At 62.4% G+C, this 12724-nt stretch carries 13 protein-coding genes; 9 read left to right on the forward strand and 4 right to left on the reverse strand.

Going from position 1 to position 12724, the window contains the following annotated elements; all coding sequences use genetic code 11:
• Positions 1 to 37 precede the first annotated feature (37 nt).
• From MTP42_RS01030 to MTP42_RS01045, 4 genes are all read right to left on the reverse strand, one after another.
• Positions 38 to 1432 (reverse strand): MATE family efflux transporter, encoded by a 1395-nt coding sequence (locus tag MTP42_RS01030; RefSeq protein WP_249257765.1) that lies wholly within the window; start codon positions 1430 to 1432, stop codon positions 38 to 40.
• Positions 1433 to 1690: 258 nt separating this feature from the next.
• A complete protein-coding gene (locus MTP42_RS01035) occupies positions 1691 to 2299 on the reverse strand; it encodes a cytidylate kinase-like family protein (RefSeq protein WP_097769755.1) in 609 nt (202 codons plus the stop codon).
• 57 nt (positions 2300 to 2356) lie between these two features.
• Positions 2357 to 3730, reverse strand: coding sequence for a hypothetical protein (locus MTP42_RS01040; protein ID WP_249257766.1), 1374 nt, complete (start codon positions 3728 to 3730; stop codon positions 2357 to 2359).
• Between the two features lie 39 nt (positions 3731 to 3769).
• A complete protein-coding gene (locus tag MTP42_RS01045; RefSeq protein WP_156076716.1) occupies positions 3770 to 4606 on the reverse strand; it encodes a DUF624 domain-containing protein in 837 nt (278 codons plus the stop codon).
• Between the two features lie 195 nt (positions 4607 to 4801).
• On the opposite strand from MTP42_RS01045, the gene MTP42_RS01050 reads away from it, so the two are divergent.
• The 9 genes from MTP42_RS01050 to aroF all read left to right on the forward strand — a co-directional run bounded on the left by MTP42_RS01050 (position 4802) and on the right by aroF (position 12724).
• The gene (locus tag MTP42_RS01050; RefSeq protein ID WP_207697151.1) at positions 4802 to 5524 is read left to right on the forward strand and encodes a lysophospholipid acyltransferase family protein; all 723 of its coding nucleotides are present in this window, start codon (positions 4802 to 4804) and stop codon (positions 5522 to 5524) included.
• Between the two features lie 8 nt (positions 5525 to 5532).
• Positions 5533 to 6297: a hypothetical protein gene (locus tag MTP42_RS01055; RefSeq protein WP_249257767.1), complete on the forward strand. Its 765-nt coding sequence runs from the start codon at positions 5533 to 5535 to the stop codon at positions 6295 to 6297.
• A gap of 4 nt (positions 6298 to 6301) precedes the next feature.
• Positions 6302 to 6463, forward strand: coding sequence for a hypothetical protein (locus MTP42_RS01060; protein WP_181967289.1), 162 nt, complete (start codon positions 6302 to 6304; stop codon positions 6461 to 6463).
• 158 nt (positions 6464 to 6621) lie between these two features.
• Positions 6622 to 7692: a chorismate mutase gene (locus MTP42_RS01065; protein WP_330221144.1), complete on the forward strand. Its 1071-nt coding sequence runs from the start codon at positions 6622 to 6624 to the stop codon at positions 7690 to 7692.
• Positions 7689 to 8732 carry a 3-dehydroquinate synthase gene (gene aroB, locus MTP42_RS01070; RefSeq protein ID WP_005928440.1) on the forward strand — a complete coding sequence of 348 codons (1044 nt, stop codon included), beginning with the start codon at positions 7689 to 7691 and terminating at the stop codon, positions 8730 to 8732. Before MTP42_RS01065 ends, aroB begins: the two co-directional genes overlap by 4 nt.
• A gap of 3 nt (positions 8733 to 8735) precedes the next feature.
• Complete coding sequence (aroC, locus tag MTP42_RS01075) at positions 8736 to 9878, forward strand: chorismate synthase (protein ID WP_249257769.1); 1143 nt, start codon at positions 8736 to 8738, stop codon at positions 9876 to 9878.
• Positions 9879 to 11141: a shikimate kinase gene (locus MTP42_RS01080; RefSeq protein ID WP_249257770.1), complete on the forward strand. Its 1263-nt coding sequence runs from the start codon at positions 9879 to 9881 to the stop codon at positions 11139 to 11141.
• Positions 11122 to 11586, forward strand: a complete 465-nt coding sequence (locus MTP42_RS01085; protein WP_005928431.1) for a type II 3-dehydroquinate dehydratase — start codon at positions 11122 to 11124, stop codon at positions 11584 to 11586. The genes MTP42_RS01080 and MTP42_RS01085 overlap by 20 nt, the downstream gene beginning before the upstream one ends.
• Before the next feature lie 121 nt (positions 11587 to 11707).
• Positions 11708 to 12724, forward strand: coding sequence for a 3-deoxy-7-phosphoheptulonate synthase (aroF, locus tag MTP42_RS01090; RefSeq protein WP_005928429.1), 1017 nt, complete (start codon positions 11708 to 11710; stop codon positions 12722 to 12724).

Genomic DNA, 12724 nt, shown 5'->3' on the forward strand with positions numbered 1-12724 from the left:
ACGTTCCTTTCTTGTGCCGGACAGGTTCTGAAACGGTTTACTGTGCAGCGGCAGCGTTGTCGTACATGGGCTCGATGATCTTTTTGTCCAGGCGGGCAAAGAACACAAAGCTCAGGGTCACACTGACCAGCTCTGCAATGACGAAGGACCACCACACCATATTCACATTGCCGGTCTTACTCAGCAGCCAGGCGGCGGGCAGCAGGACCACCAGCTGGCGGCAGACCGAGATGATCAGGCTGAACATGCCGTTGCCCAGCGCCTGGAAGGTGGAGGACAGGATGATGCTCATGCCGGCCAGCAGGAAGTGGAAGCAGATGATGCGCAGGGCAGGCTTGCCGATGGCCAGCATGGCCTCGCTGGCGGAGAACAGGCCCAGCAGCTTGTCGGGCAGGAACTGGAACAGCAGGAAGCCGACCAGCATGATGGCCTCAGCATAGAACATGGCGCACTTGATGGTCTTTTTGACGCGGTCGGGCTTGCGGGCACCGTAGTTGTAGCCGATGATGGGCACCATGCCGTTGTTCATGCCGAAGATGGGCATGAACACGAAGCTCTGCAGCTTGAAGTAAACGCCGAACACGGCCACGGCGGTGGCGGTAAAGGCCATCAGGATCTGGTTCATCAGGAAGGTCATCACGCTGCCCACGCACTGCATGGCGATGCTGGGCAGGCCGACAACGTAGATCCGCTTGATGGCTTCGGCGCTGGGGCGGAAGCCCTTGAAATCCAGCCGGATATCGGGGTTCTTGCGGAGGTTGAGGTAGAAGGAGACCCCTGCGCCGCAGAACTGGCCGATGACGGTGGCCAAAGCTGCACCGGTGGTGCCGGACAGAGCCTCGCCGCAGTAGCCAAAGATGAAGATGGGGTCAAGGATGATGTTGACGATGGCACCCACCAGCTGGCTGATCATGCTCAGGGTGGTGCGGCTGGTAGCGGCCAGCAGTTTCTCGTTCATCACCTGCATGAACATGCCCAGGCTGAGCACGCAGCAGATGGTCAGGTAGCGGATGCCCTGCTCGGCGATGTCGGCATCGGCGGTCTGGGCGTAGAAGTAGGGGCGCACAACGGTCAGGCCCAGCACCAGAAAGACCAGGTAGCTGCACAGTGCCAGGAACAGGCCGTTCTCGGCGGTCTTGTTGGCGCGGGACTGGTTCTTTTCGCCCAGGCTCTTGGAGAGCAGGGCGTTGACACCCACGCCGGTGCCGATGCCCACGGCGAACATCATGTTCTGCAGCGAAAAGGCCAGAGAGACGGCGGTCAGGGCGTTCTCACTGACACGGGCGACAAAGATCGAGTCCACCACGTTGTACAGTGCCTGCACCAGCATGGAGATCATCATCGGGATGCTGAGCTTGATCAGCAGCGGGTTGACATCCATGGTGCCCATGATATTTTCGGGTTCGGAAAGATTGAGCTGTTTGTTTTCCACGATTTCTCCTTTTGACGTTGAATGATAGACGAGGGTTTATGCTTGAACAGGAGGGAGGTGTCCCGCCCCTCCTGTGGTGTCCAGCGATCGCTTCGTGCTGTAAACAGCACCCGCGTTTCGCTGACCGCCGCGCCAACGGCTCCTCCCTTCATCCGCCACTGGCGGTGGTCGTTGCCGTTGCCCAAAACGTGGGCAGAGCACAAAAGCACCCTACCCACGAAGCAGCATTGTTTTTTGGGCCGTCCGGCCCGGCGGGGATCACTCGGCCATGGTCTTTTCCTTGGCGGCGACAGCGTCCAGGATCATCTTGACGCAGGTCTCGCGGCCCAGGGCGGCGTTGATGGCCAGATCATAGTTGTGGGCATCGCCCCAGCGGTTCTGGGTGTAGTAGTTGTAGTAGGCAGCACGGTTGCGGTCGGTCTTTTCGATCTCTTCCTTGATGCCCTTCTCGTCGTGTGCTTTGACCAACGGGTCGGTCTTGGCCAGCTCACGCCGCCATTCCACCGGTGCGTAGATGAACACGCGCAGCACATCCTTGCGCTCCCGCAGCACATAGTCACCGCAGCGGCCCAGAATGACGCAGGGGCCTTCCTCGGCCAGCTGTTTGATGATGCGGCTCTGCAGGATGAACACCTGATCGCCCAGCGGGAGCTCGTTGCCCATGGTATACAGGCTGTACAGCAGGCTGTGGGTGCGGCGTTTTTCGCTGGCGGCTACGGCTTCCTCCGAGAGGCCGGAGTGCTTTGCGGCCATGGTGATCAGCTCCTTGTCGTAGAGCTTGATGCCCAGTGCGTTTGCAACATCCTCTGCGATGTAGTTGCCGCCGGTGCAGTACTCACGTCCAATGGTGATGATCGTTTTTGCCATAATGTGTTCCTCCCTATGTTGTGGTTTCTATCCCGAAAAGCGCTTTGCGCTGCCGGCTCAGAGGCCGGGCTGCACGGTGCTTGGGTCCTGTTGGGGTGCGGCAGGCTCTGCCGCGGGCTTGGGGGGCGCGGGGAGACGGACTTCCGCCACCCGCATCCGCCCGGTCTGGTCCACCGCGTACACGCTGCAGCGGCCGCCTGCGGCCAGCTGTTCGGGCGGGAAGAGCAGCCCGCCCTCGGGCGTGCGCTCCATCCGGCGAAAGGTGCGGTGGGCTGTGGTGGCGTGGGCCACGCCATCGTGGACGGCATAAGCCGCCCAGCCGGAAAAATCCTCCGGCAGCGGGTCCTGCTGGCCCCGCTGCTCAAAGAAATAGCTGCCATCCTCGGCGCGGGTCAGGTCGCACCGCACCCGGTTGGGCAGGTCGGCGGCCACTTCCCGCTGCTTGGGCCGCAGGGCAATGGCCCGGCCCGTGAAGTATCGCATAAAATCCGACAGCGCCATGGTGCAGTTCACGGCACCGTCGCTGTCGGCAGTGGGGTCGTTCAGCAGCACGAAATCCGCCAGAACGGCATCATCGTGCCCAAAGCCCCGCAGGCCCATCCAGACCCCCACGGGGTCCCGCTGGCCCCGGACGCGGCGCTCCACCCGGACTGCGATGGAGCAGTCATCGTGGATCTGGGCGCGCAGGTCGGCCAGATCCATCCAGGCCTGCCAGCAGGGGTAGCCGCAGCAGCCCGCCGCAGCAGCCGCAAAGGCGGCATTGCCGGTGGAGCTGGTGGCTTTGTCCTCCATGGCGTAGGCAATTTCCTCGGGCAGGATATCCTCGCCGTAGCGGTTCATCAGGGCCGCCATCACAAGGGGCAGGTCCATCTCCCGGCCAAAGCTGGGGTCGTGGGCGCTCAGACAATATTCCGGCAGGTAGAGCCGCCGGTTCAGCGGGTGGCCGTTGTGCTTCTCCCAGGCAAGGGGGCGTGCGGCGGCGGCCAGCAGCCGGACAGCCGGGGTCGCCTTGTCATCGTTGGTGGAAAGGTTCACCTGCAGCTGGATGCCGGTGCCGCCGCCCGGTGTGGCAACGGTGACGGTGTCCCCCATCAGGAACACCAGCCCGTCCTCGCTCTGGGCTTTGACGCTGCAGCGGGGGTAATCCGGTGCCCACTTGCCAAAGCTGAGCCAGCCGGTCCAGGTGTTCCCGGCATAGACTCGGCAGCGCACCTCGACCATGGTGTTGTGGGGGGCGCTGGCGTTCCAGCTGACATTCAGGTTGCAGAAGGCCGGCATGGCGAACTCCGGGGTGGTATAGCTGCCGTAGGGCAGGTAGCGGCCGGCGGAGGAATCCAGCACCACCGCGCCGCTTTCCAGCGCCACATTGTCCAGTGCGCCCCGGGAGAAGGTCTCGGTGCCGTGCAGCACCAGATTGTTCCGTTGTTCCATCCGCACTTCTCTCCTTTGCGCGCTGTGAACGGCGCAGTGTTATTCTTCGGGGGTGTCCTCGCCGCGCTCGGCGCGCAGCTCCTTTTCCAGCTGGGCATCGTGGAGCTTCTGGATGCTCTCCTCAATGTGGAACACCCGGTTCAGGTCGCCGTAGACGATCTGGCAGCAGATCTCGCACTGGAACCAGAAGCCGAACACCAGCATCAGCAGCAGGCCCAGCGGCATGCACAGGATCACCAGGCCCCAGAACAGGATGGTGACCAGCGCTGCGGCCAGCGCGTGGGGCAGGAACGCGATCATGCAGTTCAGGCTGTTTTTCAGCGTCAGGCGCAGGGGCTGATCCAGCAGCACGATCTGGGGCCACATGTAGGAAAACAGCATGTGGAACAGCACAAGGTTCAGCACCGTGGCCACCCACATGGGAACGCCCACGTTGGTGCCGTGGTACAGCATGTTGAAGCAGAAATAGACCAGGAAGATCTGCACCGTGACGACCACGCAGTACAGGATGCCGGGCAGGATGCTGGCCTTGAAGTTCTGCCGGAAGGCCCGGCGGTAGGTTGTCCACCAGTAACCGGCCTCGTCACGCAGGGCGCGCAGCACCGTGTCGTACATGCCGGCCAGCGCGGGGCCTGCAAGGATGCCGCCCGCAATGGCGCTGACGATCATTACGGTCAGGTTGTTCATCAGGAAGCCGATGTACACCAGGCAGATCACCGGCAGAAAGCCGATGCAGGTGAGCAGGTTTGCAAGGAACATGCCGCTCATATCGCGGCCCACCAGCTCAAAAAAGCGGCCTACGCCCGTTTTGCGGGGCGTGTCCTTTTCAACGCCCGGCCCGTCCTTGAAATCTTTAGAAGAAGGAAATAAACCCATTTGTTCCGGAATACCTCTCTTTTGTAATGGGCAGCAATGCCATTGTGCTACCTTTCTGCTTATAAATATACCCGGATTTTGTGGATTTTGCAAGCTAAAAAGCACGTATTTGTAAAAAAAGTGTGTTCTCTCCCATTTTGTCCCAAAGTATGTTACAATGATACTGGCCTTTTTGGCCGGAAGGAGGAAAGGAATTTGAGCATTTTACGCACCATTGCGTTATTCGTTTATCTGTTTGGCTATATGATCGTGCACTATGCCACCCTGCGCCGGGCCGAGCGTGCCCTGGCTGCCGGGGATCTGGACACGGTGGAGCAGATCGTCAAGGCCAACATCCCCCGCTGGAGCCGGGGCATCCTGCGTGTTACGGGGGCCCGGATGACGGTGGAAGGGCAGCAGAATATCCCGGCGGGGCCCTGCGTGTTTGTGGGCAACCACCGCAGCTACTATGATATCCCCATCCTGCTGACCGCGCTGGACGCGCCCCACGGCATTCTGGCAAAGGAGGAGCTGGAAAAGATCCCCCTGCTCAACCGCTGGATGAAGCTGCTGGGCTGTGTGTTCGTCAAGCGGGATGACATCCGCGCTTCCGTCAAGGCCCTGAACGATGCCACTGCCATCGTGGAGAGCGGCCGGAGCTTCGTCATCTTCCCTGAGGGCACCCGCTACAAGGGCGAAGAGGGCGGCGCGGGCGAGTTCAAGGCCGGTGCCTTCCGCATTGCCATCAAGACGGGGGTGCCCGTGGTGCCGGTGGCCATCTCCGGTGCGCGGGGCCTGTTTGAGGGCCACGGCCTGCGGGCCACACCCGGCGATATCCGGGTGCGCATCCTGCCCGCCATCCAGACCGCAGGCATGAGCAAGGCTGAACAGAAGCAGCTGCCCGATGCCGTGCGCCAGACCATTCTGGCCCAACTGTAAGGAGAACTATGGCAAGCTATCGTTACGAGCGGGATATCGACCCCGCAGATCTTGCCCCGCGGGCGGAAAAACAGTATACCCGCAAAGAGCGCTGGGCCAACTGGTGGGATTATAACCTTAAGTGGGTCCTCCTGATCGGCATTGCAGCGGCCTTTGTGGCTTACAGCTTCATCGGGCAGTATTTCTTTACCACCAAGCCCGATTATAATGTGGCGGTGGTGGCCCCCTACTACCTGCCGGATGACACCGTGACCGCCCTGCAGGAGCAGCTGGCCCGGTACGGCGGGGACCTGAACGGTGACGGCAAGACGGTCGTGACCCTGAATGTCTACACGCTGGATTATTCTTCCGGGGATACCCAGACCGAGAGCGATGCCTACCTGACCATGGCGGGCACCACCAAGCTGGCCACGGATGTGGCAGGCGGCCTGAGCTCGGTGTTCCTGCTGTATGACCCGGCGGGCTTTCAGGAGAGCACCGGCTCCCTGCGGTATCTGGACGGCACCCTGCCCGAGGCCGGAAGCGACAGCGATTGGTGGAACATGGTCTACCGCTGGACGGACTGCCCGGTGCTGACTGGGCTGGACCTGGGCGAGTACCGTGCCGACACCACCCACGCCCAGGGCGGCGACAGCCAGACCTATCTCGCGGATTTCTATGTCGGGATGCGCGGGGCCTGGAACACCGGCACTGAGGAGAACCTTGCGGGCGGCGAGGAGCTCTGGCAGGCACTGACCGCCGGGGCAGTTTCCACCGTGGAAGCGGAGAGGTGAGCCGATGCGGTTCCGTATCCTGCGCCGGGAAAAAGGCGCGCCACGCCGCCCGGCCCCCGCGCCGGAACCGCCTGCCGCGGCTGTTCCGCCCCGTGCCGCTGAGCTGGAAAACCCCTATGGGAGATACTATGGAACGGCGCGGAGCCGGGAAGATCTGAAACGCTGAAGAGGTGCTGCCACGGGCGGCACCTCTTCAATTCTATTCGCTTCTTGCAGGTGCTAGTTGAAAAGTTGTCCACCCTGAAACCGTGCGCCCTTTGTTGTTTCCGTGTCCGAGTTATGGTATACTAATCCAGTATCACGAAATGCAAAGGATGTGGAATGATGGACGCACTGGAACAGGCCCGCCGGGAGATCGACACGGTGGATGCCCAGCTGGCTGCCCTGTTTGAGCGGCGGATGAAGGCGGTGCTCAGCGTGGCGGAATACAAAAAGGCCCACGGCCTGCCCATCTTTGATGCCGCCCGCGAAAAGGTGGTGCTGGACAAGGCCGAAGCGCGGATCGGGGACCCGGCCCTGCGCCCCTATTACCGGGATCATGTGCAGAACATGATGGACGTGGCCAAGCAGTACGAGGCCGAGGTGCTGGGCCGCAACCGCGCCGCCTATCAGGGCGTGGAAGGTGCCTTTGCCCACATCGCGCTCCGGGCGCTCTTTCCCCATGCCGAGGCCGTGAGCTGCCCCACCTGGGATGAGGTGTTCGATGCCGTGGAAAAGGGCGATGCCGCCCATGGCGTGGTGCCCTTTGAAAACAGCCACGCGGGGGATGTGTCGGCGGTGCTGGACCTGTGTTACAACCACCCCGGGCTGTGGGTGGTGGATGTCTACGACCTGCCCATCTCCCAGAACCTGCTGGTGCTGCCCGGCACCCAGCTTTCCGACCTGACCCGTGTGTACAGCCACCAGCAGGCCATTGCCCAGAGCGAGACCTTCCTGAAGCAGTTCGGCCTGCCTGCCACGGCCATGCCCAACACGGCCATGGCGGCAAAGTTCGTGGCAGAGAGCGGCGACCGGACCAAGGCGGCCATTGCCAGCGTGGAAACGGCGGCGCTATACGGGCTGGAGGTGCTGGTGCCGCGCATCAACACCGACGGCGACAACACCACCCGCTTTATCGTGCTCAGCCGCGAAAAGCCCACGGCGGGCAACCGGTTCTCCCTGCTGTTCACGGTGGACAACAAGCCCGGCAAGCTGGCCGAGGTCATTCAGGTCATCGGTGCCAGCGGCTTCAATATGGAGTCCATCAAGAGCCGCCCGCTGCCCCACGTCCCCTTTGATTATTATTTTTATGTCGAGCTGGTGGGAGACCCCGCCGCCGAAAAGACCGCCGCGCTGCTGCGCGAGCTGAATCATGTCTGCCGCACGGTACGGCTGTTAGGAGTGTATACGAAATGAGCGATTTCATCGGGACAAAGCTCACCATGAATCTGGGCGAGCGCAGTTATGATATCATCCTGAAAAACGGTGCACTGGAAAACCTGTACCAGTTTGCCCGGCTGGACCGCAAGGTGGCCGTTGTCACCGACAGCGGCGTGCCTGCCGAGTATGCCCAGCGCGTGGCCGACCAGTGCCGGGAATCCACCATCATCACGGTGCCGCAGGGTGAGGCCAGCAAGAGCTTCAAGATCCTGGAAACGGTGCTCCGGCAGATGCTGGAGTTCAACATGGGCCGCGGCGACCTGGTGGTGGCCGTGGGCGGCGGCGTGGTCGGGGATCTGGCCGGATTTGCCGCTGCCATCTACATGCGGGGCATCGATTTTATCAACTGCCCCACCACCACCCTTTCCATGATCGATTCCTCCATCGGCGGCAAGACCGCTGTGGATCTGGGCGATACCAAAAACATCGTGGGCGCGTTCTGGCAGCCCAAGCTGGTCATCGTGGACCCGGCCACCCTTTCCACCCTGCCCCGCCGCCACTACATCAACGGCCTGGCGGAGGCGGTCAAGGCGGGCCTGCTGGCGGACCCCGAGCTGTTCGCCATCTTTGAAAAGGGCGATATCGACACCCAGATCAGCGAGATCATCTACCGCAGCCTGCGGTTCAAGAAGAACGTTGTGGAGCAGGATGAGACCGAGCGCGGGATGCGCAAGGCCCTGAACTTCGGCCACACCATCGGCCACGGCATCGAGGCTGTCAAGGGCATCAAGGGCCGCCGCACCGTGGGCCTGTTCCACGGCGAGTGCGTGGCGCTGGGGATGCTGCCCATGATCGAATCCAAGGCGCTGCAGAAGCGGGTGCGGGCGGTCTACCGCCGCATTGGCCTGCCCACCCGCACCACCTATAACAAGGAAAAGGTGCTGGCCGAGATGCTGCACGATAAAAAGGCCCAGGGCGGCCAGATCACGGTGATCAAGGTGCCGGGTCTGGGCTGCTGGCGGGCCGAGACCATCCCCGTGGAGGGCCTGCGTCCCCTGCTGGGTGTGGAGGAGTAAGCCATGAAAAACACCTTTGGCAGCGACCTTTCGCTGACCATTTTTGGCGAGAGCCACGGCAGGGCCATCGGCGCGGTGCTGGACGGCATGGCGGCGGGCGTGCCTGTGGAGGAAGCCTTTCTTGCTGCCTGCATGGACAAGCGCCGTGCCCGGGGCGACGGCCTTTCCACCCCCCGTGTGGAGGGGGATGCGGTGCAGTTTTTGTCCGGCGTGGTCAACAGCCGCACCACCGGCACTGCCATTGCTCTGATGATCGAAAACCAGAACACCCGCAGCGGCGACTATGCCAAAACGGCTGACCTGCTGCGGCCCGGCCACGCGGATTACACTGCCTACGCCAAGTACCACGGCTATCAGGATGCCCGGGGCGGCGGTCACTTTTCGGGCCGCGTCACCGCCGCGCTGGTGGCGGGCGGCGCTTTGGTGCTGGGCGCTCTGAACCGGGCCGGGATCGAGATCGTGACTCACATCGGGCGGTGTGCCGGGATCAGCGATGCCCCCTTTGCGCTGGACGATCCCGCCGCGCTGGCGGCGCAGGCCGAGGCACTGCTGAACAAGTCCGAGGGCTTTGCCCTGCTGGACGGCAGTGTGGAGGAATCCATGAAGGCTGCCATCCGTGCCGCCGGCGCCGAGGGCGACAGCGTGGGCGGCGTGCTGGAGACCGCCATTCTGGGCCTGCCCGCAGGCGTGGGTGAACCCTATTTCGACAGCGTGGAGAGCAAGCTCGCTCACCTGGCCTTCTCCATCCCGGCGGTCAAGGGCATCGAGTTCGGTTCCGGCTTCGGCTTTGCGGACCAGAAGGGCTCGGAGGCCAACGATGCCTTCCGGATGCAGGGGGAGCGCATCGTCACCGCCACCAACCACAATGCGGGCCTGAACGGCGGCATCTCCAACGGAATGCCCGTGGTGTTCCGCACGGCGGTCAAGCCTACCCCCAGCATCTACAAAACGCAGGACACGGTGGATTATATCGCAAAGAAGGATGCGGAGCTGTCCATTCAGGGCCGCCACGACCCCTGCATCGTGCCCCGGGCCGCCATTGTGCAGACCTGCGCCGCCGCGCTGGCCGTGGGCGACCTGCTCACCGCAAAATACGGCATGGCCTGGATGGAGGACCCCACCGGCTACCGCAAGGAGGTGCTGTAAATGGAATACGGACTCATCGGCGGGCGGCTGGGCCACTCCTACTCCAAGGTCATCCACGAGATGCTCTGCGGCTACCGGTACGACCTGTGCCCCCTGCCCACGGAAGAGGAAGTCCGGGCCTTTATGACCCGGCGGCAGTTCAGGGCCATCAATGTCACCATCCCCTATAAGCTGGTGGTCATGGAGTACTGCTCCTACATCGACCCCCACGCCAAGGCCATCAACGCCGTGAACACCATCGTCAACAGGAACGGCCTGCTCTACGGCTACAACACCGATTACCCCGGCTTCTCCTACCTGTGCGATGCACACGGGGTGGAGTTCAAGGACAGGACCGTGCTCATTCTGGGCACCGGCGGTACCCACAACACCACCTGGGCCGTGGCCCATGACCGGGGTGCGAAACAGATCTATACCGTCAGCCGCCATCCCGACCCCGAAAAGGGAGAGCTGACTTATGCTCAGGCCCTGACCACCGGGGCGCAGATCATCATCAACACCACGCCGGTGGGCATGTACCCCAATGTGGGCGTGAGCGCCCTGGATATCACCTCCATGCCCGGGCTGGAAGCCGTGATCGATGTTATCTATAATCCCGATAAGACCGAGCTCATCCTCCGGGCCGAGGAGCTGGGCGTGCCCGTTGCCGTCGGCGGTCTGGAAATGCTGGTGGCGCAGGCAGTGTACGCGGCAGAATTTTTCCTCGACCGCAAGTTTGAGGATGCCGGTGCCGAGATCGCCCGTGTGACCAGCGAGCTGCGGCGGGAACAGCTGAACATTGCCCTCATCGGGATGCCCTCCTCGGGCAAATCCACCCTGGGCCGCGCTCTGGCGGAACGGCTGGGCAAGCGGTTCGTGGATCTGGACGAGGAGATCGTCAAGGCCGACGGCCGGAGCATCCCGGACATCTTTGCCGCTGAGGGGGAGGCAGGCTTCCGGAAGCTGGAGGCCGTGCAGACCGCCCGCTTTGCCAGGGAGAACCGGCAGGTCATCTCCTGCGGCGGCGGCGTGGTCAAAGACCCGGCAAACCTCCGGGCGCTCCACGCCAACGGCATCGTGCTCTTTATCGACCGGCCGCTGGAAGATCTGCTGGTGGGCGGCGGAAGGCCCCTTTCCACCAGCCCTGAGGCCCTGAAAACCATGGAAGCCCAGCGCCGCCCGCTCTATCTGGCGGCAGCGGATGCTGTGATCCCCAACAAGACCACCCCTGCGGATGCCGTGACGGCGGCAATGGAGGCGCTGGATGAAATTTTTAGTCATTAACGGTCCCAACCTCAACCTGACCCAGTTCACGGAGCCGGGCATGGAGGGGCAGATCGATTTCAATACACTGCTGGATTATATTGAGGCGGGCTGTGCCCAGATGGATGTTCAGGTGGACTTTTTTCAGTCCAACCACGAGGGTGACCTCATCGATGAGATCCAGTCGGCGGCAGGCCGGGCCGATGGCATCATCCTCAACCCGGGCGGCTACGCCTATTACAGCGTGGCCATTCTGGAAGCGCTGCAGGTGTGCGGCGTGCCCGCCGTGGAAGTGATGCTGGCCGACCCCAGCGGCAAGGAGCCCTTCCGCAGCGTGGATGTGGTCTCCTTTGGCTGTCAGGGCCGCTTTGCAGGCGAGGGGGTCAGCGGATATCTCCATGCCTGCGCCTACCTTGTGCAGCTGCTCCGGCTGGATGGCGGCGCGCAGACGCACCTGGTGCAGTAACAACCCTCTCAGTCTCGCATTCGCTCGCCAGCTCCCCCGAAGGGGGAGCCCTTGGCAAGTAGGGCAGGCTGTGCAGCAAAACTGAAAGCATAGAGACAAAACAGAAGGGAAAAGAAACAAGATGATCATTTCGACCAAAAAAGGCACCCCCAAGGAAGAGCTGGAAAAGATCGTAGACAAATTCGAGAAACAGGGCCTGGATGTGACCCTGATCACCGGCAAGGATTACAATGTGTTCGGTCTGGTGGGCGATACCACCAAGATCGATGAGCGCGACGTGCTGGCCAACCCCTGGATCGACAACGTCACCCGCGTGTCCGCCCCCTATAAGCGGGCCAACCGCCTGTTCCACCCCGCCGATTCCATCATCGACTGCGGCGGCGTGAAGATCGGCAGGGGCGAGAAGATCGCCGTGATGGCAGGCCCCTGCAGCATCGAGGGTGAGGAGCAGGCACTGCGCATTGCCAACGGCGTAAAGGCGGGCGGTGCAAGCCTGTTCCGCGGCGGCGCTTATAAGCCCCGCACCTCTCCCTACTCCTTCCAGGGTCTGGAGACCGAGGGCATCCTCGATATGGTCAAGGCCCGGGAGGCCACCGGAATGCCCATCGTCTCCGAGCTGATGAGCGAGGACCGGATCCCGGAGTTTGAGGAATATGTGGACGTGGTACAGATCGGTGCCCGCAACATGCAGAATTTCCAGCTGCTCAAGGCCGTGGGTAAGATGCACAAGCCTGTTCTGCTCAAGCGCGGCCTTTGCAACACCATCGAGGAGTGGATCATGTCCGCAGAGTATATCATGGCCGGCGGCAACGAGCAGGTCATTCTCTGCGAGCGGGGCATCCGCACCTTTGAGAAGTACACCCGCAACACCCTCGACCTCTCTGCTGTGCCCATCATCCACGAAAAGACCCATCTGCCCATCATCGTGGACCCCAGCCACGCCACCGGCAAGGCCAATCTGGTTGAGCCGATGATGATCGCCGCTGTGGCCGCCGGTGCCGACGGCCTGGAGGTGGAAGTCCACTATGATCCCCGCCACGCATGGAGCGATGGCGCACAGTGTCTGACCCCGGATGCCTTTGCACAGGCCATGGCAAAGTGCCGTCAGGTCGCATGGGCCATTGGCCGGGATATGTAA

Origin of the sequence: Faecalibacterium sp. I2-3-92, from assembly GCF_023347315.1 — a bacterium.
In the GTDB taxonomy this organism is placed as follows: domain Bacteria; phylum Bacillota; class Clostridia; order Oscillospirales; family Ruminococcaceae; genus Faecalibacterium; species Faecalibacterium duncaniae.